Genomic DNA, 24,797 nt, shown 5'->3' with positions numbered 1-24,797 from the left:
CGGACGTTATCCGGAATTCCCGCGGGCGGCCGTTCCCGCCCCGGCCGATAAAGAATCGAAGGGGGATCAGATGCGCGTTCACCAGGCAGCCCGCGCACTCCTCGTGAGTGCCGCCGCCGTGAGCATTCTCGGTACGACGCCCATGGCGTCGGGCACCGCCCTTGCGGCGGACCACGGGGCCACGGTGCAGAAGAAGAGCTGCAAGGTCTCCGCCTACACCGACCGGCTCGACCGGAAGACCGACAAGTTCGGCAGCGGCGCCGTCAAGTGCCACTACAAGCCCGCGTACACCAAGTTCAAGGACGGCCTGCGGGTCGAGGTCCGCGGCACGGTCAACTCCAACGGCCAGCCGGGCTACCGGTGTTACGGCAACTACAAGGGCGGCTGGCAGGTCTGCCACTTCGACCGCCAGATGGCCGAGAAGCACGTCTTCCTGTGGTACGTCAGCACAAGGAAGGGCGACAAGATCAAGTGGACCAGCGACGAGAAGATGCTCCGGACGTCCTGAGCGCCTCGCCGGCACCGGCGTCCTGAGCGGTCCGTCGGCCCTCCCGGACGGGACGGGCCGGCGGGCCCGGCCGGCGCCACGGCGGCGCCCCTGCCGTACCTCTGGTGGCCCGCCGCCCGTCCCGTCCCACCTTGGGCCTGCAACGGGCCTGCTACCGGCCACAAGTTGGCCGAATATCATCGCCAACCCCTCACTCCCGAGGCCCTCTCCCGCCGGTCCCGGGGGTGGGCGGGCGCCACCGGGGCGATCCGGCCCCGGACCCCGCCCTCTTGACCTTGGCATATGCCAGAGTCTCAAGCCCCAGTACAGAAAACTGAAGCCCACCTCTTTTCGGTCAAGACCCCCTCCATCGAGGGCGGTTGGCCGCTATCGTGATAGCAGCCCCGTTCTCCGGGACCGGTCGTCCATGACGTCGTCCGGCCTGCCGACGGCGGCCACGACGCAAGCGGTACCAACCTGCTAGGGGGACACCGTGGCGCTGAAGCCCGAGCCGACCGCGCCGTTCCATTCGGTGCAGTACGCCCTTCGCGTGCTCGAAATGATCTCCAGGCACGCCGACGGCGTGACCGATGTGCAGATCGCCCAGGAAACCGGCCTGTCCCTGGGCCAGCTGGCCCACCTCCTGTCGATGCTGCGGCGCGAGGGCTATGTCGAGCAGGTCACCGACGGCGCGTACGTCGTCGGCGAATCGCTCCTGCTGCTGGGATCCGGCGGCAACCGCGAGCAGGCGCTGCGCGACAAGCTGCAGCGCACCCTCGACCAGCTGCGGGACTCGGTCGGCGCGGCGGTCTACATCAGCCGGTACATCGACGGCGAGGTCAAGATCCTGCACTACGCCGACGGCCCGCTGGCACCGAAGGTCAACGAATGGGCCGAGTTCCGCCGCACGGCACACGCCAGCGCGGTCGGCAAATGCCTGCTCGCGCAGCTCGACCACGACGGCCGCAAGGACCACCTCTCGCGCCACAAGACCGCCCGGCTCACGTCCCGGACGATCACCAACGAGAAGGGGCTCTTCCACAAGCTCGACAGCCAGCCGCCCACCGTCCCCGTCCTGGACCTCCAGGAGTACGCCGTCGGCACGGTCTGCGCCGCCGTACCGATCACGGCCGGTTCGACGGTGGGCTGCCTCGCCCTGTCGATGCCCCTGGAACACGCCCACCGCCTCCGCCAGGCCGCCGACACCCTCAACCGCAAGGCGGCGCCGGTTCTGCTCTCGTTGGCGATCTGATCGGGCCGGGCTGGGCCGGGTTGATCGGGCGGGGCTGGGCCGGGCCGGGTTGATCGGGCGGGGCTGGGCCGGGCCGGGTTGATCGGGCCGGGCCAGTTTGACCGGGCCGGGCCGGGGCCGACCCGGCGGGCCGGTAGGGGCGGGGGTGCCTCGCGGGCCGGTAGGGGTGGAGGCGCCCCGCGGTCGGTGCTCTCGGCGGGTGGTCATGAGCACCCCTCTCGACCAGGTAGTATTTCTTTCGTCAGCGCGCGCCGCTAGCTCAGTTGGTTAGAGCAGCTGACTCTTAATCAGCGGGTCCGGGGTTCGAGTCCCTGGCGGCGCACGTAGGAAGTGGGCGCCCTCGGTTTCCGGGGGCGCCCACTTCGTTGTGTTCAGTGGTTCCTAGTGCCTAGTGGTGCTTGGTGGTGCCTACAGTGGCGGATGGCAGCACCTGCCGCCACGATCCGGCCCGCTCGCTCCACGTGCCGCTCGCTCCACGTGCCGTCCGGTCACCGGGCCGCCGGGTCACCGGGTCACCGGGTCACCGGGCCGCCGGGCCGTCCGATCACCGCGCCGTCCGATCACCGCGCCGTCCGGTCATCGTTCCAGCAACACCAGACGGTCGTGCTCGCGGTAGACGTCCAGCAGCGCATCCCTCTCCTCCGCCGTAAACCTCCGGTATCCCAGGTGCCCCAGGCGCTCTAGGCGCCCCAGATGCCCCAGGCTTTCCGCGGGCCCCAGATTTTCCGCGGGCCCCAGGTGTCCCGTCCCGGCCCGCCCCTCCCCCATCGGCCTCCACCACACCGGGTCCGTACAGCGGAAGCCGGCCCGCCGCAGCGCGACCCGGTGCACCTTGTTCGTGGCGGTGACCGGCAGCGCTGCGACCGTCCGTACGAACCGGGGCGCCATCTTCGTCCCGAGGTCGGGCTGCGCGGCGAGGAAGGCCGCGAAGTCCTCCGGGTCGAATCCGGCCCCGTCGCGTAGCGCCAGGGCCGCCATCACCTGGTCCCCGGCAACCGGGTCCGGCACGGCGTACACGGCGACCCCGGTGGCCGGGGCGTACCGGGCGAGGATGTTCTCGATCATCGCGGCGGCAAGGTTCTCACTGTCGACCCGCAGCCGGTCGTCGGTCCGCCCGGCGAAGTGGAAGAACCCCTCGGTGTCCCGGAAGAAGAGATCACCGGTCCAGTACCAGCCCGCGCCGACCCGCCCTCCCGTGGACCGGCCGCGGGTACGCTCGGCGGTCGCCTCGGGGTTGCGCCAGTAGCCCTCGAAGGAGCTGCGGCCCCGGTTGACCAGCTCGCCGATCGCTTCCTCCCCGTTGAGCAGTCGGCCGGCCGCGTCGAGCCGGGCGCGTGGCAGTTCGGCGCCGGTCCCGGGGTCGACGACGGCGAGATCGTCGCCGGGGGCGGGTCGGCCGATGGCGCCGGGCGGGGTGTCCGGGGTGCGCTGGATCGCCGCACCGCCCTCGGAGGAGCCGTACCCCTCTATCAGGCGTACGCCGAACCGCTCCGCAAACCGGGCGACGTCGACGGCGCCCGCCTCGGTGCCGAACCCGGTCCGCAGCGGATGATCACGGTCGTCGGGGGCGGGCGGAGTGGCGAGCAGATACTGGACGGCGCGCCCGACGTATGTGAAGTACGTGGCTCCGTAGCGGCGTACGTCGGGGAGGAACGCGGAGGCCGAGAAGCGGCGGCGCAGCGCGATGCCCGCGCCGCCGGCCAGCGCGGGGGCCCAGCCGGCGATCACGGCGTTGCCGTGGAACATCGGCATGCAGAGGTAGTGCACGTCGTCCCGCCGCACCCCGAGGAAGTCGACGAGCGAGCGGCCGGCGGCAGCCAGCCGGCCCTGGGTGCAGAGGGCCGCCTTGGGCGCGCCGGTGGAACCGGACGTGAAGTAGAGCAGCATCCGCGTCCCCGGTCCCGGCGCCGGGGCCGCGCCTCGCGGCCCCGCAACCGACAGGGGGTCCGCGGGCGAAACGCCCTCGTACGGGCGGAGCAGTTCCTCATAGGCAGGGTCGTCAACGATCAGGACCTGTTCGGAGGCCAGAATGCCGAGTCCGCGGGACGGAGCGCCGAGTGGGCGGGACGGAACCCCGACTGGGCGGGGCGGAACCCCGAGTGCGCGGGGCGGAACCCCGAGTGGGCAGGACGGAACGCCGAGGCCGCGTTCCGGTCCGGCGAGCAGCGGCAGGTAGCGGCGTTCGGTGATCAACAAGCCGCACTCGGTATGACGGATGTCGCGCATGAGCTCCGGGCCGCGCCGCGTGGGGTTGATCCCGACCACGGCGGCTCCGGCGAGGGCCGCCGCGCTCAGCCACAACGGATACTCAAGGATGTTGTCGAGCAGCACACCGATGTGCGGTTCCGCCCCGCGCGGTAACAGCTCCCCCAGCAGCGCGGCCCGCGCCGCGGCTCCCCCCGCCAGCTCGTGATGCGTCAGCACCCGCTCCCCGCACTGCGCCCCGACCCGGTGATCACCCCACTGCGCCTGCACCAGCTCAGCGACGGTCCCTGGACCGCGCCCACCCGCCGCGCCGCCCCGGCGATCACTCTTGCCCCGGCCGTCACCCTTGCCCTCTGCCTTGCCCTTGTCCCTGCCCCTGTCCTTGTCCCTGTCCCTGTCCTTGTCGTTATCCCTGCCGACGCTCTTGCCCAGGCTGTCGCTCGTGCCCTTGCCCTTGGCCTTGCTGTTGACCTTGTGCTTGGCCTTGCCCTTGGCCGCCGTCATGCCGCCGCACTGTAACTGACACAGCGTCAGCTTTGCATCCCTACCGCAGCACCACCCCGCAACAAGCCGCCCCTCACCGACTTGCCCCGCACCCAGTCACCCTGCCCGCACATCAACCCTTGGTACCACCCCACACCCCCACCACAACCAACCCGTGGTGTGACGCCGCCAACTCCTGCCCTCCGTAACGTAATTAACGCCTCCCCGAGGGAAGCCGGGGAGGCGTCAAGTGCAGGAACACCCAAAGCGAGTGATGGAGGTCCGAAATGGCAGGCGGTCAGAAGGAGCAGCAGTTCAGGACAGATCGACGTCCGAGCAGGCGTAGAAGGCATTGCCGGTGTCGGCGATGTTCCAGACCCCCAGGATGATGTGGCGTCCCGACTTCTGGGTGGGGATCGTGCCCTGATGCTGGACGGTCTCCCCGGGGCGGGCGCCGCCCATGGGGACCGTCATGAACGGCTCGGGTTCGAGGTCCGCGCGGGTGAGGGGCTTGGCGGGGTCGTAGCTGTCCTTGGTGATGAAGTACTCGAAGTCCGTGGTGGCGTGCCGTGCGGTGAGCCGCCAGGTGAAGGTGTAGCCCTGTCCAGGCGTGAGCTTGGTGCCGGGCCACTTGCCGCCACGAGGGTCGTCGAGCTGGGCGAAGTTCTCGCGACCACCGGAGCAAATCTTGCCGTCCGCGGGACCTGCGGCAGGGAAGCCCTTGGGGCCCTCGACGCTCTGCGGCTCGTACTGAATCGCACCGCAATCCTTGACGGTCCCGTTGGCGCAGAGCGCCTGCCGGCTCGGTGGCGCATCGCTGTAGCCGTGACTGGAGGCGCTGCCCGTCGAGAGCAACGAGACACCGATGACACCGAGCCCGATGACGGCAGCACTGATCTTTTTGCGCATGCTTCGCTCCTGAAGAACGTGGGGGGAGTTCCGTGAGCCGAGTGAGCGCGTGCGGTCTAGACCAAACAGCAGACTAATAACCGGTGTTGGGCATGTCCAGACCAATGCCAGGACCGGATCCAGGCGGTGACGGGATGGGGGCGGTGATCGGACGGAGGGCTGTTGCTGGGTCGTTAGGGACGGCCGGATCGGGGTGAGGGGCGGTGAGCTCGAAGTCGGGGTGACGATCGGGGCGGGATCGCTTCGGCCGACGATCGGGGCGGGATCAATCCGGCCGACGATCGGATCGGGCGGTCTCGGGACCGGTGCAGGCGCATGGGGATGGGCCCTGCGGCTGGGCCGAACGGAGGCAGCCGATCAATCGGAGCGGTGGTGGATCGGTGCAGTGAGGGACCGGTGTGCGTAGTGGGTCGACTCGGGTGGCCGACGGCACAGTTGGCGGGCCCCGGCAGGTCGCGGATCGGCGCGGGGCGGCGATCCGGTTTCGGTTCGACGTGGCGACCGGGGCTATGCGGTCACCCGGTCAACGGGGTGACCAGTCCATGCGACTCGACCATGCGACCCGGTCATGCGATCCGGCCATGTGACGTGACCATGCGATTCCGGCCAATGTCCAGATCGAGGTGCGGGGAGGTGGGGAGGGGCGGGGGCGGGGGGCGGGCAGCTCGGACAGGGACAGACCCAGAGAGTGCGGCAGAGGGCAGACCCAGGCAACTGTGGCGGAGGGCAGGCTCGACGTCTGTGGCGGAGGGCAGGCTCAGACGACCGTGGCGGAGTCAGACGACCGTGGCGGAGGGCAGGCTCAGGCGACTTGTGGCGGAAGGGACAGGCGGCGGTGGGAAGGGTGGTCAGGCTGCTGTGGGGAGGGTGGTCAGGCGGCGGTGGGGAGGGGGGTGGTGGGGCGGGCGGCGGTGTGGACCAGGGCGGTGTAGGTGCGGCGTAGGGCGATCAGGGATTCCTGGGCCTCGCGGTAGACGGCGGCGTCGGGGCCGCCGCGGTGGGCGAGGGTGCGTACGGGCGCGCAGTGCCGGTCCATCGCGCTGAGCCAGGCGCGGTGCTGGGCCGGGAGATGGCGGCGCAGGAGTTGGCGGCGGCCCTCGCCCATGCGGCGGCCGCCGATGCCGAGTACCGCGTCGGCGGCCTGGAGTACGGGCGGCTCCAGAGCACCCTGTTCGACGAGCGCGCCAAGCACCGCGCGCTGCTGCGGAGTAGCCGGTGCGGCGGCCAGTTCCGCGGCTTCCGCGTGGAGTTGGGCGCGTAGCGCGTGCTGGACCCGGACCAGGCGGCGGAGGGCCGTCGGCGTGGAGGAGTCGTCGGGGGAACGGCCCGCGAGGGTCTCCGCGAGCCGCAGCAGCCAGATCCCGTGTGCCTCCAGGCGGGTGGCGGCGAGCATCAGCCGGTCCAGGCGGCTGAGCGGTTGCCCTTCGGGGGCCCAACGCACGATGGGTACGAGTTGTTCGGTGCGGGCCAGTTGGTCGATGGGGATGTGGCGGCGGGGCTTGCGTTCGGGGGCCCAGTTGTGGAGGGCGAGGGTGGGCAGGGCGACGAACTGGTCGTGGTCGATGCGGTGCGCGATGGCCGCCCACAGTTCGAGGAACGCCTCGTCGGCGACCTCGCGCGCGGCCGGCGCCTGCGGATCCAGTCCGCACCAGCCGCACGCCACCGCGATCACGGCGATGCGCATGGCCGCGGCCTCCGCGTTGCGCGGCGAGAGACGGGAGACCCGCTGGCGCAGGGCGGACAACTCGCCGTCGCGATGGGCGCGTTCGACGAGCGCGACGGCGGTCTCGCGGTCGGGTGCGGTCGCGGCGGCGCGCGCCATGGCGTCCAGCCGGCTCCACGTTCCGATCATGGAACGGACCGGTGGCCGCTCGGGCAGGAAGCCGTGTACGCGGGGGTCGTGGCCCGCGCTCTGGTGGGTCTGGCCGCAGGTTCCGCCGGTCGACGGGTCTGATTCCGTACCGCGCCGTGCGGCGGGTACGGAGCCTGCCGCGCGCGGAGCCGCCAGCGTTCCGGGAGTCGCTGCCGTATGGGCCGACCCGGGAACCGCCAGCTCGGCCGTCCCAGGAGCCGCGACCGTCCCGGCCGCCCCAGGAGTCTCCTCCGCTCCTCCGGCTGTTGCAGGTGTCGCTTCCGCCTCCGGAGTCGCCGCCGTCACCATGGCAGCCCTCACCGCTGGCCTCATCGCAGCAGCCGCATCCCGCTCAGCAGCCGCATCCGGCTCAGCGGCCACGTCCGCCCCGGCCGCTGCCCTCATCCCAGCGGCTGCCCTCGTCGCAGCGGCTGCCCTCGTCGCAGCGGCTGCCCTCGTTCCAGCGGCCGCATCCGTCCGGGCCGCGACCGGCGTCCCCGTGTCAGCTTTCCCCCGGTCCGTTGCCGGCCCCGTCGCCGTCGCCGTTGCCGTGGTCGTGGCCGTGACCGTCGCTGTGGTCGTGGCCGTTGCCGTCGCCGTTGTTGCCGTCGCCGGCGCCGTGCCCCTGATCGTCGTCTCCCCCATCAGCCTTTCAGCCCTCCCTAGCTTTTCCCCGCAAGCAGCCGGGCCAGGTGCATGTCCATGTCGAGATAGCGGCTCTCGTCGCCGGGTGGGACGATCGCCGCGGTCTGTTCCAGCCAAGCGGTGAGTTCCGCGGCACGCATCGTCAGCTCACAGACGCTGTCGTCGGTGGTCAGCTCGATGTGCACCCGGCGCTGCTCGCCCGGCCGGCGGAACGGCCACACCCGTACGTCGCCCTCACCGGCCTCGTCGTACAGCCCGATCAGCAGCAGGTCACGGGCGAACACCCAGGTGGCGACCGTGCGGCCGCGGCTGATGAAGGCCACCTCTACCTCGTACGGGCGGTCGCTGCGGTAGCTGAACCGGCCGGCTACCGGAACTTCTTCGTCCGGTCCGAGGAGGAGCCGCATCTCAAGGGTGCGTTTGGCTGTCGACACCACGACGATCAACCTTTCCGACAGAGGGGCGAGTCCCGGGTGCCCGGCCCGGGGCGCGCGTCTTGGCAGACGTTGCTGTGGAGGGTGGGGTTGCTGGAGGCGAAGGAGGAGTGACGGACGCCATGGCTGCCTCCCTGTTCGCGTGCTCGATCCGTTCGCCCTGGCTCTTGGCTGCAGCCTCTCAACCGCTAGGACATATCGCACGTTGACGGGGCAACTGCTGCGCTAAAGCCATGGGGTCGGTGAACTCGATCTTCACAGAGCAAATCGGGCGGTTCGGCAGTCGAAGGTCCCGAAATCAGGGGGCTTTCGACCCGGTGGGGTGGGTGGGATTTGTGCGGTAGGGGGCAGTGGAGGGTGATGACGGGCGGCGGGGGGAGGGAGGCGGCGGGGGGTGCAGGCTCGGGCATGCCGGGGTGGGCAGGGTGGGGCTGGGTGGTGGCGGGGCGCGACGTGGGGAGCGAGAGTCGGGGGGACCGGAGGGAGGGCCGCGGGACGGGCGAGGGCTGACGGGAGTGGTCGGGATCACAGGCACCGGGTGCGTGAGCTGGGCTGTCCGGGGTACGGAGCACCGCCCGAGGTCGTGTAGAGTTCTTGACGTCAGCAGGCGCCGCTAGCTCAGTTGGTTAGAGCAGCTGACTCTTAATCAGCGGGTCCGGGGTTCGAGTCCCTGGCGGCGCACTGTAAGACTGAGGCCCCTCGCCAATGGCGGGGGGCCTCAGTCATGCCGCCATGCATCCCTCAGTCATGCCTTCAGCCATGCCGGTCAGTCATGTCTTCGGTCATGTCTTCAGTCATGCGCGGGTGGGGCGGAGATTCCGCCCCACCCGTCCTCCCGTCGACCTGCGGGCTGTGGCTCTGCTGGGAGCAATGGCATGGTTGCGGGCTGTGGCGCGGCTGTGGGTGTGGCGCGGCTGTGGGTGTGGCGCGGCTGTGGGGTGTGGGATGAGGGCTGGATTACCTGGTCAGGTGGCTGGGGCGATCTCCGTCCCCCGTCCCTCCCCCGGAATGCGCGGCCCGTCCCGTTGCGGGCTGCTCCGATGGTGGGGTGACGCGTCCGGTGGTCATCCAGAGGACGAGCGGGGCGAGGGCGCCCGCCAGGGCCGTCCAGACCCGCCAGCCACCGTCCACCGGGAGGAGCAGGGCTCCCGCGGCGGCCACCGAAAGGATCATGCCGAGCAGTACACCGACCGGCACCGTGCGCGGCCAGTGGCTGCTGAGCTCCAGCAGACGCGTCCGGCGGCCGGCGTCGAGCGGGAAGGGTGCGTACGGGCGGGCCGCGGCGATCCGGTCGGCCTCGGCCCCGGGGATGCGTCCGGGAAGCTGCCAGCCTTCGTCGGCCACGAAGTCGGCACGCACCTTGCCCGGAGAGCCCGAGCCTGCCGTGTCACGGACCTTCCCTCCGGCGGCCGCGGCCCCCGCTCCGGCCTCGGGCTCGACCCCGGCGGCCTCGTCCTCCGCTCGGACCTCGGGCTCCACTCCGACGGCCTCGTCCTTGGTGCTGCCCTCGGCCTTCGCTCCGGCAGCAGTTCCCCCGGTCGGCTTCCAGAGCAGCCAGCCCTCGGTGCCGGTGAGCAGCGGCACGGCGTGGCGGTGTGAGGCTTCGAGGTGGAGTGGGACGGGCCCGGCCGCCGTTTGCAGGGTCAGGCAGTCGGCCGTGGTGCGCTTCCCGCTGCCGTCTTCGTTCTTGTCTTGGTTGCCCTTGTCTCGATTGTTCTTGTCTTGGTTGTTCTTGTCTCGGTTGTTCTTGCCTCGGTTGTTCTTGTCTCGGTTGTTCTTGCCTTGGTTCTCCCCTCGCTCCCGGCTTTGTCCTCGGCTTCGTTCTCGGCTTCGTTCTCGACTGCGCTATCGACTTCGTTCTGGGTGTGTTCGGGGAGGCCGTTCGCTGTCGCTCGGAGGGCCACCCAGCTCTCGTCGACCCGGCGGGACCGGCGGGGCGGCCCGGTGATCGCCGTACCGGTACCGACCATCGCCGCGGCAGCGACGGTCCACAGGACGGCGGAGGTCAGGGTGCTGCCGTCGGACAGGGTGCGGCCGACGAGCTGGGCCTCGACGTCGGCGCGGCGCACCGCACCGACCGCGCCCCATTCGGGCCGCTCGGGCGCGTAGGCGACGAAGAGTGTGTCGCCCGGGGCCCGGACGCCGCGGGGGACCTCGGCGCGGAAGGTAGCGGGTACGCCCCGGCCGCCGTCGGGTGCGGGGAGACGGACGGTGTAGTCGGCTTCGGACGCGGAGCGGTTGCTGCTGCCCGAGCGTTCGACGTGGCGTACGGCGACGACGGGCAGTTCCTTGATGACATGGCCGGGGCCGGCCATCCGGGCGGCGGTGGGGCCGCGGTCCGGTACGCCGGCGCCGAGGCTGCTGAAGAACACCAGGGCGGTGGGCACGGCGAGGGCGACGGCGGTGAGCCGCGCCCAGGTCCAGTGCGATCCGCGAAGCGCCGCGGGTACGGAGGCGGGGGCAGGGGTGGAGGCGGGGGGGCGGGGGAAGGTGCGGCGCCTGCTGTGACTGTCACGCCCCGCATGCCGCGGTCGTCCGGCCGTCGGCGCCGGTCGTCGCCGCAGCGCGTAGTGCGTCGCGCGTAGCGCCTCAACCGCGGGGTGCGCCAGCGGGCTGATAGCCCGTCAGGTAGGCCGAGACCACCACCATGCCCCTGCCGCCGGGAGCCTCCCCGGTCAGCCGGAGTTCGGAGCGGCCGGGGTCGTGGGCGGCGTAGGCGGTACGGGCTTCGAAGTGGGCCCGGTCGTGGAGCTGGACGTCCTCGACGGCGAACCGGACCGTACTCCCGTCGGAGCGCACGACGTCCACCCGCTCCCCCGGCCTGAGACCACTGAGCGACGGACGACGGCCCCCGATCAGGCCCTCCCGGCCACCGATCAGACCCACCCGGCCACCGGCCAGGCCCTCCCGACCACCGGTCACGTCGTTCCTGCCGCCGGCCCACTCCCCCTCATCGTGCCTGCCCTGCAGGCTGAGCAGTGCCGCACCCGCCTCCCCCGGTTGCGGCCCCTGGGCGTACCACTGGATCGCCGCCCCGTGCACCCCCAGTGCAGCGATGCTCAGCCGGCTGGGCCGTACGGTGGCGGGGGCCGGGACCGGGGCGTGTGTGTGCGGGGGTGCCTGGCGGCCCAACGGGCGGCCGACGGCGGCGACATCACCGGTTGCGGTGAGCGGGGCGGCCGCACCGCCGGACAGGTCGCGGCCCCACAGCCACAGTCCCAGCAGCAGGACCACCCAGCCCAGTCCGGCCAGCAGCTGCCCGGGCCGACCGTGGCCGGTGACCTGGCGCCCCTCATCAGCCTGGTGCCTCTGGTCCGTAGCCCGATGTCTCTGGTCCGTAGCCTGATGTCTCTCGTTCGTCCGGCGCCTCTCGTCCGTCCGATGTCTCTGGTCCGTCCGACGCCTCTCGTCCGTCCGGCGTCCATCGTCCGTCCGGCGCGCCTCGTCCGTCCAAGGCCCCTCGTCCTCAGCTTTCATCCGCCTCGCCCTGCCGTTCGCGGCGGAGTCGCAGCCGGAGCCGCAGCAGCTGGCCCGCGATGACCAGGACGGCGCCGCCGGCGAGTACCAGGCCGACGGCCGAGGTGCTGCTCAGCTCGCGGCGGGGGGCGGCGTGCGGGGCGGGGGCGAGCGGTGTCGGTCCCGGCACGGCGGCCGCGAGCCTGGCGGGCACGGGGTGCGCGCCGCCGTGGGCGGCCGACGGGCGGGTGACGGAGACCGTGTCGGTCCGGGCGCCGTACGGATCCGCCGCATACGCGGGCGCCATCGTCACCGCGGCGGCCGCGACCGCGGCGCAGAGAGCGAGTTGCGGTGAGCCCATGGTGCACCTCCGATGCCTCCGAAGGTCCGCCTCCACGGGCCCGCCCGCATCCGGGGCGGCCCGAAGCTGCGCCGTTCGAGTGGCGGGTCACCTCCTGGCGGGCCGCCTCGCAGCGGGGCGCCTCCGGGCAGGGCCTCCCTCCACGGCGCGTGCCTTGGAGGCCGCCTCCCGACAGCGCGTGCCTTGGAGGTCGCCTCCCGACAGCGCGTGTCTTGGAGGTCGCCTCCTGGCGGGCGGGTCACCTCCTGGGGAGGGGACCGGGGAGGCGAGGGGCAGCGGGGCAGGTCCTGCCGTGCGCGCCCGGTGGCGACCGGGAGCGGGGCGCGGTGCGGGTACCGCCCCCGCACGCCCTGGTACGCCATCGGGAGTACACCCCGCAATGCGGCACGAGTCGGGGCACAGGGCGATGGTGTCGAAAGAAGGGGAGGAATAGTCGAAAGAGGGGGAGGAATAGCGGTGTTGTGCGCACGACGCCGCGGGGTGTTCGTGGTGACGGTCGGGATCGTGACGCGATGGTCGGTGCCGCACCCGCCTCCTCGCCGGCCGCTCAGTCGAGCCGAAGGCCCGGCGCAGGCGAGCCGAAAGCCCGGCGCCAGCGAATCGAAGGTTCTGCACCGGTGGTTCGCCGGTGCGCCGGAACCCCCGCGCCGGCCCGCCCAACCGTCCTCTTCCCGTGATGGCGCACGGGCCGGAGCTGCTCGTACGGTAGGACCATGACCGAGCGTAAGCCCATCGAATCCTGGCTCACCGACATGGACGGCGTCCTGATGCACGAGGGCGTCCCCGTGCCGGGGGCCGATCGCTTCATCAAGAAGCTGCGCGATTCAGGCCGGCCCTTCCTGGTGCTCACCAACAATTCCATCTACACCGCGCGCGATCTGCATGCCCGTCTGAACCGGATCGGGCTGGAGGTGCCGGCCGAGAACATCTGGACTTCCGCTCTGGCGACCGCCACGTTCCTGGACAACCAGCACCCGGGCGGTACGGCGTACGTCATCGGCGAGGCGGGGCTGACCACCGCGCTGCACGACGCCGGTTACGTCATGACGGACCTGAACCCGGACTTCGTCATTCTGGGCGAGACCCGGACGTATTCCTTCGAGGCGTTGACCAAGGCGATCCGGCTGATCAATGACGGTGCCCGTTTCATCGCCACGAATCCCGACAACACCGGCCCCTCCCCCGCGGGCGCCCTGCCGGCGACCGGATCGGTGGCGGCGCTGATCACCAAGGCGACGGGGAAGGAGCCGTACTTCGTCGGGAAGCCCAACCCGCTGATGATGCGCAGCGCGTTGAACACCATCGGTGCCCACTCCGAGTCCTCCGCCATGATCGGCGACCGTATGGACACCGATGTGCTGGCGGGGCTGGAGGCCGGGATGGAGACGTTCCTGGTGCTGACGGGGCTGACGAGCCGCACCGACATCGATCAGTACCCGTACCGGCCGACCAACGTGGTGGACTCCATCGCTGACCTCGTCGACCTGGTCTGAATCCACCACACGCACGCGGCGTCCGAGGCGGCCGGGCCCCCGCGTCCAGCGGCGGGCCCGGCCCTGCGCCTGTGCCTGGGCCCGGCCCCTACGCCTGTGCCTGGGTCTGGGCCCGACCCCTGTGCCTGTGCCTGGGCCTGGGTCGGCCGGGCTGTGGCCGTCGTGCAGCGTCTTGATGGGGAGCGCGGTGCCGTCGCCGGCGACGCCGCGGTGATCCTCGCACCCGGCGGCGGGCCGACTCGCACCCGGCGGCGGGCCGACCGGGACCCGGGCCGCGGAAATCCCGGGGACAGGCGGCCCGGCCGGTGGCACGCTGGGCGCATGCTCGATCACATAGCGGTTCAGGTGACGGACGTGGCGGCCAGCGCCGCCTTCTACGACCAGGTGCTCGCCCCGCTCGGCGGTGGACGGACGAAGGAGTTCGGGGAGTTCCTCTGTTTCGGCACGACGGGGCACACGCTCTGGCTCGTCCCGGCCACGGACGAGGGGCCGGGCCGCGAACTCCATCTGGCGTTCGGCGCGCCCGACCGGGCGGCGGTCGATGCGTTCCACGCCGCGGCGTTGGCGGCCGGCGCGGAGTCGCTGCACGCGCCGCGGGTGTGGCCGGAGTACCACGACGCGTACTACGGGGCGTTCGTCCGCGATCCCGACGGCCACAACATCGAGGCGGTCTGCCACACGCCGTAGGGGCTGTGAGCTCGGGGCCCTCGGCGAAGGCGGCGTCCGCGCCGACGGCCTCCCCCGTCAATCCCCTTGGCCGGTCTGCCGTACGGGCCGGTGACCGCCGAAGAGCGGGGCGAGGACCAGCTCCGCCGCGCCGTCGGCGACCGTGCGGGCGCCGCCGGGGGCGAGCGCCACGGACACCGCGGGCCGGGCGCCGGGGCCGCCGCGGGTGCGGGCCTGGGCGGCCAGTGCCCGGGACACCCCGGCCAGGAACTCCTCGGGATGGTCGAGCACGGTGCGCCCACCGAGCAGGACCCGGTCGATGTCGAGGAGTTCGACGAGATTGGCCGCGCCCACGCCCAGCACCCGCGCGGCGCCCGGGAGATCGCCGCGGGCCACCGCCGCCAGGCACAGCGCCTCTATGCAGCCCTGCTGCCCGCAACCACAGCGCGGGCCGTCCAACTGGACGATCTGGTGGCCGAATTCGCCGGCGCCGGTGCGCGGGCCTCGGTAGAGGCTGCCGCCCAGGACGAGGCCGGCGCCGAGGCCGGTACCCAGGTGCAGATAGCCGAAGGAGCCGGCGTCCGCGGGCATACCGTGTGCCAGGCCGAGCGCCGCGGCGTTGGTGTCCTTGTCGAGCACCGTGGGCAGGGCGAACCGCGCGGCGAGGACGTCCCGCAGCGGGAAGCCGTCCCACTCCGGGGCGCCGGTGACGCGGTGCAGCACCCCCGCCGTGTGGTCCAGCGGGCCCGGGCAGGCCACCCCCACGCCCAGGACCGGCGGTCCCGCGGCCTCCGTGAGCAGCGCCGCGACCTCCCGTTCGACGGTGCCGAGCACCTGCTCCTCGCCCGCGGTGAAGGCGAGCGGGGCGCGCCGGACGGTGACCGCGCGGCCGGCGAGGTCGACCCGGACGGCGGTGAGCTCGTCGCGGTCCAGGTGCAGGCCGACGGCATGGCGGGCGCCGGGGACCAGCCGCAGGGCGGTGGCCGGCTTACCGCCCGTGGAGGCGCGGCGGCCCGCCTCGGCTGCCAGGCCTTCGGCGCGCAGCCGCGCGGTGATCTTGCTGACGGCCTGCGGGGTCAGCCCGGTCTGCGCGGCGAGCTCCGGCCGGCTGACCCCCGCTTCCCCGGCCGCGCGCAGCAGCCCCATCACCAGCGCGGTGTTGTGCCCGCGCAACGCGGGAAGGTTGGCGCCGCCCACCGGCCCGGCGACGCCTCCGACGGAGGGAAAACCCATACTCACGCCTGCCATTGTCCGACAGAGCTTGCACTTAAGCAACAGTGTTGCTTAAGTGGAGGGCATGAGTGAGACGAGCGAGAAGAGCCGCACCGGCGCACCGCAGCGCCACGGCGGCTCCCCCGGCGAACCCCTGCGGGTCGGCCTGCTCGGCTACGGCCTGGCCGGCTCCGTCTTCCACGCCCCGCTGATCGCGGCCACCGACGGACTGCTGCTCGACACCGTCTCCACCAGCAGTCCGGAGCGGCAGGCGCAGGCCCGCGCCGAGCATCCCCAGGTGCGGACGGTCCCCACCGCCGAAGCGGTCCTCGACCGCGCCGACGAGCTGGACCTGATCGTGGTGGCGTCGCCCAACAAGACCCATGTGCCGCTCGCCACCGCCGCCCTGGAGGCCGGGCTGCCGGTGGTCGTCGACAAGCCGCTGGCCGCCACGGCCGCGGAGGCCGAGAAGCTCGCCGCGCTCGCCGCCGACCGCGGCCTGCTGCTCTCCGTCTTCCAGAACCGCCGCTGGGACAACGACTTCCGCACCGTCCGCAAGCTCGTCGAGGAGGGCGCCCTCGGCGACGTCCAGCGCTTCGAGTCCCGCTTCGAGCGCTGGCGCCCGACACCCAAGGGCGGCTGGCGCGAGTCCGGCGACCCCACCGAGATCGGCGGGCTCCTCTACGACCTCGGCAGCCACCTCGCCGACCAGGCGCTGACGCTCTTCGGCCCGGTCGTCTCCGTCTACGCCGAGTCCGACGTCCGCCGCCCGGGTGCCGAGGCCGACGACGACACGTTCATCGCCCTCACCCACGCAAGCGGCGTCCGCTCCCACCTCTGGGTGAGCGCCACCGCCGCCCTGCTGGGCCCCCGCTTCCGGGTGCTGGGCAGCAAGGCGGGCTACACCAAGCACGGCCTCGACCCCCAGGAGGCCGCCCTCCGCGAGGGCCGGCGCCCCGGCGACGAGGGCGCGGAATGGGGAGTCGAACCAAAGGCCTGCTGGGGCCGGCTCGGCGCCGGGGCCTCCCCCCGGATGGGCGGCGGCGATCCCGTCCCCACCCTCCCGGGCGACTACCCCGCGTACTACGCCGCGATCGCCCGCGCCCTCCGCGAAGGCGGCGACCCCCCGGTCACCGCGGCCGAGGCCGCAGCCGCCCTCCGCGTCCTGGAGGCCGCGAAACGGTCGGCGTCCGAGGGCAGGACGGTCCCGATAGGGCCGGGCGCATGACCGCCCCCGCCGCCGAGGACGAGGTGCGCGCCCTGGAAGCGCACGAACGGCGCCTGGTCTTCGAGACGTTCAGCAACGACGACGCATGGGAGCTGGGCTCGCTGCTCGTGAAGCTGGCCCGGGACCGCGGCGCCGCGGTCACGATCGGCATCCGGCGCGGCGCCCAGCAACTCTTCCACTGCGCGCTGCCGGGCACCTCCGCCGACAACGACGCCTGGATCGCCCGCAAATCCGCCGTCGTCGAACGCTACGCGGAGTCCTCGTTCCTCGTCGGCGCCCGCTTCCGCGCCAAGGGCCGCACCTTCGAGGAGGCCTCACGGCTGGACCCGGACCGGTACGCCGCGCACGGCGGGGCCTTCCCGATCCGGCTGCGCGGCACGGGCGTCGTCGGCGTGGTCACGGTCTCCGGCCTACCGCAGGCCGACGACCATGCGTTGGTGGTCGCGGGCCTCGAACGGTTCCTCCACGGGGCGTCTTCCCACGCATCTGGCTGATCCGCCGTCGGCGGTGCTCGCCGTCGCGCTGTGCGGCGCCCCCACGCACTCGGCGGCAGCGCCGTGGTTGCTGCTCGCCGTCGCGCTGTGCGGCGCCCCGTACGTACCTGACTGTCCCGCCGCGGCGAGAAACCACCGCGGCGGGACGGCCGAGTACGTGGGAAGCTACGCCCCCTTGAGCTGCTGCCGTTGGCGGCCGAGTCCGTCGATCTCCAGCTCGACGACATCGCCGGGCTTGAGGTACGGCTTCGGCTCGGGCTGGCCCATGGCGACGCCGGCCGGCGTGCCGGTGTTGATGACGTCGCCGGGGTACAGCGTCATGAACTGGCTGACGTAGCGGACCACTTCGGCCACCGGGAAGATCTGCTCCGCGGTCGTTCCGTCCTGTTTCGGTTCACCGTTGACCCACAGCCGGATGCCGAGGGCCTGCGGGTCGGGTACCTCGTCGGCGGTCACCAGCCACGGCCCCAGCGGGTTGAACGTCTCGCAGTTCTTGCCCTTGTCCCACTGGCCGCCGCGCTCGATCTGGAAGGCGCGCTCCGAGACGTCGTGCGCCACCGCGTAACCGGCCACCGCCGCCAGCGCCTGCTCATCGGACTCCAGATAGCGGGCGGTACGGCCGATGACGACCGCCAGCTCGGCCTCCCAGTCGGTCTTCACGCTGCCCCGCGGCACGAGGACCGTGTCGTCCGGCCCGACGACCGTGTCGGGGGCCTTCATGAAGATGATCGGCTCCTCGGGGGCCGGGGCGCCGGTTTCGCGGGCGTGGTCGTGGTAGTTCAGCCCGATGCACACGACCTTGCCGATCCGGGCCACCGGCGGACCGGTGCGCAGGCCCGCGCCGTCCAGCGCGGGCAGATCGCCGGCGGCCGCGGCGGCGCGGATCCGGGCGAGCTTCTCGTCGTCCGCGAGCAGTGTTCCGTCGATGTCCGGCACCAGTTGCGAGAGGTCCCGCAGAACCCCTTCCCCGTCGAGCAGCGCCGGGCGTTCGGCCCCCACCGGTCCGACACGCAGCAGCTTCATCGGTTCAACTCCCGTGGTCGAAGGGTCGGCCCTGGAAGGGTCTTCCGGGCCGGCCGATGGGGGACGGCCATCGAGCGATTTGGTCGATCCTCCGAGAACGGGGTCCAGTCCGCAAGACCCCGTTCACGGACTGGACCGTTACGGAGCGGTAGTAACGATCTGCTCGGTGCCGCCCGAGTCGGCCCGGCTCCGCACCTCCGCGTCGGCCGCCCGGGTACCGGGCCGCGCCTCGGCGCCGGCCCGGGTCCGCGCCTGCGCGTTGGCCCTCGCCCGCGCCGCCCGCTGGCGTGCCGCGCGGCTCTTCGGCGCGCGCTGCTGCGGTACGCGGCGAGGGGTGGCCGCGGTGGCGACGGGCGGCGTGCCGTCGGCGGGGACGTCCGCCGGCTTCATCCCCACGGCCGGGTCCTCGTCCTCCTCCTTCTGCTGCTTCTGCCGCTCGTTCCCCTTGAGCTCCGGCTTCCCCTTGTCCCTCTGCAGCAGCGCCCGTTCACACGCCGTCCAGGTCGTCGTCGTCACCATGTACAGGCCGGCGGCCAGCGGGACCACCGCCACCGTGATCAGCGTGCCGAACGACAGCAGCGGCATCAGCTTCGCCATGGAGGCCATACCGGGCAGCGGCCGGTCCGGGGTCGGGGCCTGGGCCGCGGTGGCACGGGCGCGCCGGTAGTTCCAGGTGGCGACCGCGGCGATCAGGACGAACAGCACGAGGTAGACCAGGCCCTGCGGGCCGAAGGGGCCGCCGTCCGCCAGGGCCTCGGCCCAGTGGCCGCCGAGCGGTGCGCCCAGAAGCGTGTGGTCGAGCAGACCGCCGCCCCCGGTGGAGAAGAGGTGGTACATCACGAAGATCACGGGCAGTTGGAGCAGCGAGGGCAGACAGCCGGCCAGCGGCGAGGCGCCGGTCTTGGCGTAGAGGTCGGCCATCGCCTTCCGCAGCCGCTCGGGGTCGTTCTTGTGCTTGCGCTGGAGTGCCTGGAGCTCGGGGGCGAGGGCCGCGCGGGCCTTCTCGCCGCGGACCGCGGCGCGGGCGAGCGGATGGAGTGCGGCGCGTACCGCGAGGGTGAACAGGACGATGGTGACGGCCACGGCCGCATCACCGAAGAGCGGGTCGAGCACGGCGGCGGCGCGCCCGAGCGCATCGCCGAGGAAGCCGAACATGGACATGGGTGAGCCCTCCACGGGTCTCGTCGTGCCGGGAGACGGGTTTCGGCGTGACGAGCTGCGTGGACGCGGGGACAGGGAGGGAAACGGAGCCCGAGGTGCGGGAGTCACGCCCGAGGACTGCGGGAGTCTTTGGTGGGCGGGAGCTGTCCGTCGTGTGGGCGCCGCCCCCTTGAGGAAGTCGGCGGGCGCCGCCCCTTGAGGAAGGGGGAGTTGCCCGTGCGTCTACGCGGCCGTCGGGAGGGGGCGGCCCGGTGCTCGGGGGCGCGGTCGGCCGGCCGCGTCCGGGTCGCGTTGTGGCAGGAAGGCGGTACGTCGCTCACGGTCGCGGATCGCCGTACGGATCCGCCCCGGTGGCACCGGCTGCGCGCTGGCCGCGATCAGGAAGGCGCTGCACAGCAGCAACAGCGCGGCGGTGGTCGCGGCCGCGGTCAGAGCCGTCGTCAGGCCCGTCTGGGTGAGCAGGAGGCCGGCGAGGAGGAAGAGGACCGCGGAGGTGTACAGCCGCCATGCTTCGACGAGCCGGTACATGCTGTGCCTCCTTCCGCCTAGCCGCTTACCAGGACTTGTCGTCTTCCGCTCAAGAGTAGCCGTAGACCTGGGCGGCCGGGACACCTGTGGGTAACTTGCCCTCCCTGCCGTCGGGACGGCGGTGGACCGGGGGTGGGGGGACCGGGGACCAAGGGGGAACACCTAGGAGGTGCTGTGCGCGATATCAGCGTTCCGGCCCTGGCGGCTCCGCTGCGGACCGGCGGCCTGGCCGACTCCGTCTTCGACACCGCCGCTCACCAGCCGGACTTCGTCCAGCTGGCGCGGCGCGACGACCGGGCGCCGGACGGCTGGCGAGAGGTGACCGCACGGGAATTCCGCGACGAGGTGATGGCCCTGGCCAGAGGGCTGTTGGCGGACGGGATACGGCCCGGTGCGCGGGTCGCGCTGATGTCCCGGACCCGTTACGAGTGGACGCTGTTCAGCTGTGCGCTGTGGGCGATCGGCGGGGAGCTGGTGCCGGTCTACCCGACCGCGTCGGCCGAGCAGCTGCGCTGCATCCTCAACGGGGCGCAGGTCACCGCGATCGTCGTCGAGCACGAGGCGCACGCCATGACCGTGGCGGAGGCCTGCGACGCGCGCTCCCGGCTGCGCCGGCTGTGGCAGCTGGACCTGGACTGCCTCCAGCGGCTGACGGAGGAGGGCACCCGGGTGCCCGAGGCCGATGTGCACCGGCTGCGGCACGCCGTCACGCCCGGTTCGACCGCGGCGATCGTGCACACCTCGGGCACCACCGGGCGCCCGCGCGGCTGCGTCATCACGCACGCCAATCTCGCCGCCGAGTGCGACACCCTCTACGCGGGCTGGGGCGGGCTGCTGGCCCCGCCCGGCGAACGTCCGTCGCTGCTGGCGTTCCTGCCGTTCGCGCACGTCTACGGGCTCGTGGCGCAGGTCGCGTGTCTGCGCGGCGGGGTCAAGCTCGCCCATCAGCCCGACCCGTCCTCGGAGGAGTTGCTGCCCGCGCTCGCGTCGTTCCGGCCGACGTTCCTGTTCGCGGTGCCGCACGTCTTCGAGAAGCTCTGCGCCCGCGCCCGGCTGGCCGCCGAACGGGCCGGCCGGCGGCGGACGTTCGACGCGGCGATGACCGTCGCGGTGCGCTACGCGGAGGCGCAGGCCGCACAGGCCCGGGGCACCGGGCGCGGCCCCGACCCGTTCCTGCGGGCCCGCCACGCGCTCTACGACCGGCTGGTGTACTCCCGCATCCGGGACCTGCTGGGCGGCCGGGTGCGCACCGCGGTCTCCGGCGGTTCGCCCCTGCTGCGGGAGCTGGGACTGCTCTTCGCCGGTATCGGCATCACCGTCTACGACGGGTACGGCCTGACGGAGACCAGCGGTGCGATCACCGCCCAGCCGCCCGGCCGGGTCCGCTTCGGGACGGTGGGACTCCCACTGCCGGGCAGCGCGGTCCATCTGGCGCTGGACGGCGAGGTGTGGGTGCGCGGGCCGGTGGTGTTCGCGGGTTATCTGGACGAGGAGGAGGGGGCCGACACCGGGGACGGCGTCGGTGGCGACGGTGCCGTACCGGGTGGCAGACACCGGCGCGGCGCGGGCCCGGGCAACGGGCGGTCCCCCGGCGCCGACCGCGGTCCCGGCGGCGGCCACGATCCCGGCAGCGGGTTGTACGACGGCTGGCTGCCCACCGGTGACCTCGGGCACCTGGACGACGACGGCTACCTGGTCATCACCGGCCGCAAGAAGGACATCATCATCACCAGCAACGGCAAGAGCGTCGCCCCGCTGGGACTGGAGCAGCGGCTCTGCGCCCATCCGCTGATCTCGCAGTGCGTGGTCGTCGGCGACAACCGGCCGTACGTGACGGCGCTGATCACCCTCGATCCGGAGGCGCTGGCGCAGTGGCGGAAACTGCGCGGCGAGCCGGAGGAGGGCGGTGCCGGCGGCGGTGGCGCCGATGCGGGGCCGTCGCCGGAGGAGCAGTTGCAGGCGGAGGTCCGGCGGGCCGTGGCGCGCGCCAACGCCTCGGTGTCCCGCGCCGAGTCGATCCGCGCCTTCCGCGTCCTGCCGGGCGAGTTCAGCCAGCAGTCGGGCCTGGTGACGCCCTCGATGAAGCTGCGTCGGGCGGCGATCGTGCGGGCCTACGCGGCGGAGATCGACGCCCTGTACGCGCAGGGCGAGCGCCAGGAGCCGGAGACCCGCAAGGAACGCCGCCGGTGGGCGGCGGCGGGCCTGTACGCACGCTGAAGAGCGCGGTCCCCGGCGGCGGGTGGTGGGCACGGCCCCGCCCGCGCGCCGGGCACACGTCTGCCCGCCCGCGCACCGGCTCACGTCCGGGCCCGCCCGCGGCACCGTAGCAGGGCCGCGGCGGGCCCGGCCGTAATTTGTCCAGGGGTGAGAACCCGCGTCCACGAGGCCGGTGCGCGGCCTAGCGTCCGGTGGCATTCCAGTCCATTTCCCGTAGGGACGAACCGGGAGGCGCTCCGTGCGGTCGATCCTCAGCAATTCCGCAGCATCCGGGCGGTCCATCGCCACGGGACTGGTGGTCGCCGCCCTCGTGGCCACCCTCGCGGCGCTGCTGCTGCCCGTGCAGCTCTTCGGGGAGACCGCGTCGGCGGCGACGAACACGGTCTCGTACGACGATGACGGCGGCGGCACGGTCAACACCCGTTACGGCCCGCTGACCGCCATGGACCGGGATTTCGTACGCAAGGTCAGGCTGGCCGGGCTGTGGGAGATGCCCGCGGGCCGGCAGGCCCAGGAACGCGGCAAAACGGCGGCGGTCCGCACCGCGGGGGACCACCTCGTGGCCGGGCACACCGAGCTGGACCGGCGGTCGGTGGAGGCCGGCCGGGCCCTGGGCATCCCGCTGCCCAACCAGCCCAGCGCCGAACAGCAGGGCTGGCTGGGGCAGTTGAACTCCGCGTCGGACGCCGAGTACCCCCGTCTCTTCGCCGAGCTGCTGCGCCGGTCGCACGGCAAGGTCTTCGGGCTGATCGCGATGGTCCGCGACCAGACCCAGAACACGATGGTGCGTTCCCTGGCGAACAAGGCCAACTCCACCGTGCTCGACCACATCACGGTCCTGGAGAACACCGGCCAGGTGGACTTCAACACCCTGCACAGCAGCTGAGCCGCCCGGCGGCGGGCCGTACCCCGGCCCCGCGGCGGACGGCAGCCGGGTCGCGCCCGTCCCACCAGGCACTGCCCACCGGGGCGCCCGGCCACCGTGACCCACGCCGACCGGCCGCCCCATCAGGCGCATTCACCCTCACCCCCTACACCGGACGAAGCGAAGTGATCCCATGACGCAACGGCAAGGGCACCGCCCACGGCAACAGCGCCAGCAGTCCCACAAACGCTCCCGCCTGACGAACAGAATGCTGGTCGCCGCGGCCGCGCTCCTGCTGGGCGGCGGCGGCCTCGCCGCGGTCGCGACCACGGCGCTGGCCGGCGGCTCCGACTCGGAGCCGACGGCCGGCCATCAGCACACCGTCCTGGCCAGCACGATCTCCTGTCCGGACGTGGGGATACGGCTCCGCACGGTCCCGCACAGCGCCCAGCTCCAGGTCTCCAAGGGCCTGGCGACGCTCGACCGTCAGGTGCACGACGCCTACCACCGGATGATGGAGGGCAGCGGCAGCGCGGTCCTCACCCAGCTCAAACAGCAGCGGCAGCGGACCATCAGCACGATGATCACCGCGATCGCCCGGGACGCCAAACGGCCGTCGTACCTGTGGAAGATGAGCGGCTGCACCATGAAGCCCGTCAACGAGGGCGCGGGCACCGGCGGTTACGACTCGACGAAGTCCACCCAGGACGGCTGGTACCAGGGCCAGCAGCCCCAGACCCAGGACGGCGGCCAGCAGCAGACCCAGCAGCCGGGTCAGGACGGCGGTCAGCAGCAGAACCAGGACCCGGGTCAGCAGCAGGGCCAGAACGGCGACCAGCAGCAGGGCCGGCCCGGTGGCCCCTCCCCCGACGACTTCGTCGACATCACCACCGTCCAGCCCAACGCCGGGGACCCGCCGTTCGCCGCGCCCCGCGGCGGCAACGCCACGACCGGCACCTTCACCACCGAGTGCGGCCGCAACGAGGAGGGGCACTTCAACCCCGACAACGTCATCGTCACGCCGGGCGTCAGCAACGGCGCCCACCACACCCACGACTACGTCGGCAACAAGACCACCGACGCCTTCTCCAACAACGACTCCCTCGCCTCCTCCGACACCACCTGCACCAACGGTGACCAGTCCACCTACTACTGGCCGGTGCTGCGCAAGCTCGACGGGAACGCCGAGCAGAAGCCGGGCGCCGCACAGGACGCCAACGTCGGCTCGGTGCTGACCCCGGCCACGGCGACCCTCACCTTCCGCGGCAGCCAGGCCGGCCAGGTGGAGGCGATGCCGCGCTTCCTGCGCATCATCACCGGTGACGCGAAGGCGTTCACCAACGGCACGAAGAACGCCAACGCCTCCTGGTCGTGCACCGGTTTCGAGGACCGCCAGCTCAAGGACAAGTACCCGATCTGCCCCAGCGGTTCGCAGGTCGTCCGCACCTTCGCGTTCCAGAACTGCTGGGACGGCCGGGACATCGACAGCGGCAACCACCGCGACCACGTGGCGTTCTCCGACCAGAACGGCAACTGCCCCAACAACTTCAAGGCGATCCCGCAGCTGGTCGAGCGGATCACCTACGACGTCCCCCAGGGCGCCAGCTTCGCCGTCGACAGCTTCCCCGAGCAGCTGCACAAACCCGTCACCGACCACGGCGACTTCATCAACGTGATGTCGGACGACTTGATGAACAAGGCGGTTTCCTGCATCAACAACGGCCAGAAGTGCCGCTGAGCCGCCGGTTCACCGATGCGCTGATGCGCTGACGCACTGATGCGCCACTTCCCCGGGACGGGCAGCCGTCCCGGGGAAGTGGCGCGTC

At 72.4% G+C, this 24,797-nt stretch carries 21 protein-coding genes and 2 tRNA genes; 11 read left to right on the top strand and 12 right to left on the bottom strand.

Going from position 1 to position 24,797, the window contains the following annotated elements:
* Window positions 1-70 precede the first annotated feature (70 nt).
* From AB0G35_RS13645 to AB0G35_RS13635, 3 genes are all read left to right on the top strand, one after another.
* On the top strand, window positions 71-508 hold the full coding sequence (locus AB0G35_RS13645; RefSeq protein WP_360948044.1) for a hypothetical protein: 438 nt from the start codon (window positions 71-73) through the stop codon (window positions 506-508).
* Between the two features lie 472 nt (window positions 509-980).
* Complete coding sequence (locus AB0G35_RS13640) at window positions 981-1,739, top strand: IclR family transcriptional regulator C-terminal domain-containing protein (protein ID WP_360948042.1); 759 nt, start codon at window positions 981-983, stop codon at window positions 1,737-1,739.
* Window positions 1,740-1,987: 248 nt separating this feature from the next.
* A tRNA-Lys gene (locus AB0G35_RS13635) sits at window positions 1,988-2,061 on the top strand.
* Window positions 2,062-2,315: 254 nt separating this feature from the next.
* On the opposite strand, the gene AB0G35_RS13630 is transcribed toward AB0G35_RS13635, so the two are convergent.
* The 4 genes from AB0G35_RS13630 to AB0G35_RS13615 all read right to left on the bottom strand — a co-directional run bounded on the left by AB0G35_RS13630 (window position 2,316) and on the right by AB0G35_RS13615 (window position 8,270).
* Window positions 2,316-4,448, bottom strand: a complete 2,133-nt coding sequence (locus AB0G35_RS13630) for an AMP-binding protein (RefSeq protein WP_360948040.1) — start codon at window positions 4,446-4,448, stop codon at window positions 2,316-2,318.
* 294 nt (window positions 4,449-4,742) lie between these two features.
* Complete coding sequence (locus tag AB0G35_RS13625; RefSeq protein WP_360948038.1) at window positions 4,743-5,336, bottom strand: lytic polysaccharide monooxygenase auxiliary activity family 9 protein; 594 nt, start codon at window positions 5,334-5,336, stop codon at window positions 4,743-4,745.
* Window positions 5,337-6,207: 871 nt separating this feature from the next.
* Window positions 6,208-7,188 (bottom strand): hypothetical protein, encoded by a 981-nt coding sequence (locus AB0G35_RS13620; protein WP_360948036.1) that lies wholly within the window; start codon window positions 7,186-7,188, stop codon window positions 6,208-6,210.
* 662 nt (window positions 7,189-7,850) lie between these two features.
* Complete coding sequence (locus tag AB0G35_RS13615; protein ID WP_360948034.1) at window positions 7,851-8,270, bottom strand: SsgA family sporulation/cell division regulator; 420 nt, start codon at window positions 8,268-8,270, stop codon at window positions 7,851-7,853.
* 604 nt (window positions 8,271-8,874) lie between these two features.
* Between AB0G35_RS13615 and AB0G35_RS13610 the strand changes: the two genes are divergently transcribed.
* Window positions 8,875-8,948, top strand: a tRNA-Lys gene (locus AB0G35_RS13610).
* A gap of 276 nt (window positions 8,949-9,224) precedes the next feature.
* Here the strand turns inward: AB0G35_RS13610 and AB0G35_RS13605 are convergent.
* The 4 genes from AB0G35_RS13605 to AB0G35_RS13590 all read right to left on the bottom strand — a co-directional run bounded on the left by AB0G35_RS13605 (window position 9,225) and on the right by AB0G35_RS13590 (window position 12,084).
* Window positions 9,225-9,851 carry a hypothetical protein gene (locus AB0G35_RS13605; RefSeq protein ID WP_360948032.1) on the bottom strand — a complete coding sequence of 209 codons (627 nt, stop codon included), beginning with the start codon at window positions 9,849-9,851 and terminating at the stop codon, window positions 9,225-9,227.
* Between the two features lie 59 nt (window positions 9,852-9,910).
* Window positions 9,911-10,654 (bottom strand): hypothetical protein, encoded by a 744-nt coding sequence (locus tag AB0G35_RS13600; RefSeq protein ID WP_360948030.1) that lies wholly within the window; start codon window positions 10,652-10,654, stop codon window positions 9,911-9,913.
* Between the two features lie 202 nt (window positions 10,655-10,856).
* On the bottom strand, window positions 10,857-11,501 hold the full coding sequence (locus AB0G35_RS13595; RefSeq protein ID WP_360948028.1) for a class F sortase: 645 nt from the start codon (window positions 11,499-11,501) through the stop codon (window positions 10,857-10,859).
* A gap of 232 nt (window positions 11,502-11,733) precedes the next feature.
* On the bottom strand, window positions 11,734-12,084 hold the full coding sequence (locus AB0G35_RS13590; protein ID WP_360948026.1) for a hypothetical protein: 351 nt from the start codon (window positions 12,082-12,084) through the stop codon (window positions 11,734-11,736).
* Between the two features lie 713 nt (window positions 12,085-12,797).
* On the opposite strand from AB0G35_RS13590, the gene AB0G35_RS13585 reads away from it, so the two are divergent.
* Both AB0G35_RS13585 and AB0G35_RS13580 read left to right on the top strand, forming a co-directional pair.
* Window positions 12,798-13,577 carry an HAD-IIA family hydrolase gene (locus AB0G35_RS13585; protein WP_360948024.1) on the top strand — a complete coding sequence of 260 codons (780 nt, stop codon included), beginning with the start codon at window positions 12,798-12,800 and terminating at the stop codon, window positions 13,575-13,577.
* A gap of 321 nt (window positions 13,578-13,898) precedes the next feature.
* On the top strand, window positions 13,899-14,264 hold the full coding sequence (locus AB0G35_RS13580; RefSeq protein ID WP_360948022.1) for a VOC family protein: 366 nt from the start codon (window positions 13,899-13,901) through the stop codon (window positions 14,262-14,264).
* A 57-nt stretch (window positions 14,265-14,321) separates the two neighbouring features.
* Here AB0G35_RS13580 and AB0G35_RS13575 read toward each other — a convergent pair whose 3' ends face one another.
* On the bottom strand, window positions 14,322-15,476 hold the full coding sequence (locus tag AB0G35_RS13575; RefSeq protein WP_360948237.1) for an ROK family transcriptional regulator: 1,155 nt from the start codon (window positions 15,474-15,476) through the stop codon (window positions 14,322-14,324).
* A gap of 64 nt (window positions 15,477-15,540) precedes the next feature.
* Between AB0G35_RS13575 and AB0G35_RS13570 the strand changes: the two genes are divergently transcribed.
* Window positions 15,541-16,683 (top strand): Gfo/Idh/MocA family oxidoreductase, encoded by a 1,143-nt coding sequence (locus AB0G35_RS13570; RefSeq protein WP_360948020.1) that lies wholly within the window; start codon window positions 15,541-15,543, stop codon window positions 16,681-16,683.
* Window positions 16,680-17,177 (top strand): heme-degrading domain-containing protein, encoded by a 498-nt coding sequence (locus AB0G35_RS13565; protein ID WP_360948018.1) that lies wholly within the window; start codon window positions 16,680-16,682, stop codon window positions 17,175-17,177. The genes AB0G35_RS13570 and AB0G35_RS13565 overlap by 4 nt, the downstream gene beginning before the upstream one ends.
* 165 nt (window positions 17,178-17,342) lie before the next feature.
* On the opposite strand, the gene AB0G35_RS13560 is transcribed toward AB0G35_RS13565, so the two are convergent.
* From AB0G35_RS13560 to AB0G35_RS13550, 3 genes are all read right to left on the bottom strand, one after another.
* Window positions 17,343-18,200 (bottom strand): fumarylacetoacetate hydrolase family protein, encoded by an 858-nt coding sequence (locus AB0G35_RS13560; protein WP_360948016.1) that lies wholly within the window; start codon window positions 18,198-18,200, stop codon window positions 17,343-17,345.
* Between the two features lie 138 nt (window positions 18,201-18,338).
* Window positions 18,339-19,361, bottom strand: coding sequence for a YidC/Oxa1 family membrane protein insertase (locus AB0G35_RS13555; protein WP_360948014.1), 1,023 nt, complete (start codon window positions 19,359-19,361; stop codon window positions 18,339-18,341).
* A gap of 222 nt (window positions 19,362-19,583) precedes the next feature.
* A complete protein-coding gene (locus tag AB0G35_RS13550; RefSeq protein ID WP_360948012.1) occupies window positions 19,584-19,889 on the bottom strand; it encodes a DUF6412 domain-containing protein in 306 nt (101 codons plus the stop codon).
* A 174-nt stretch (window positions 19,890-20,063) separates the two neighbouring features.
* Here AB0G35_RS13550 and AB0G35_RS13545 point away from each other — a divergent pair, with 174 nt between their 5' ends.
* The 3 genes from AB0G35_RS13545 (at window position 20,064) to AB0G35_RS13535 (ending at window position 24,709) form a co-directional block, all read left to right on the top strand.
* The gene (locus tag AB0G35_RS13545) at window positions 20,064-22,106 is read left to right on the top strand and encodes an AMP-dependent synthetase/ligase (RefSeq protein WP_360948010.1); all 2,043 of its coding nucleotides are present in this window, start codon (window positions 20,064-20,066) and stop codon (window positions 22,104-22,106) included.
* Between the two features lie 238 nt (window positions 22,107-22,344).
* Entirely contained in the window at window positions 22,345-22,992 is a 648-nt protein-coding gene (locus tag AB0G35_RS13540; RefSeq protein ID WP_360948008.1) for a DUF4142 domain-containing protein, read from the top strand.
* A 247-nt stretch (window positions 22,993-23,239) separates the two neighbouring features.
* Window positions 23,240-24,709: a DUF1996 domain-containing protein gene (locus tag AB0G35_RS13535; protein WP_360948235.1), complete on the top strand. Its 1,470-nt coding sequence runs from the start codon at window positions 23,240-23,242 to the stop codon at window positions 24,707-24,709.
* Window positions 24,710-24,797: the final 88 nt, after the last annotated feature.

The organism is Streptomyces sp. NPDC021749 (genome assembly GCF_040640655.1).
Classification (GTDB): Bacteria; Actinomycetota; Actinomycetes; order Streptomycetales; family Streptomycetaceae; genus Streptomyces.
The sequence above is the reverse complement of the archived record's forward strand: the minus strand, read 5'-3'. Positions and strand labels throughout refer to the sequence as shown.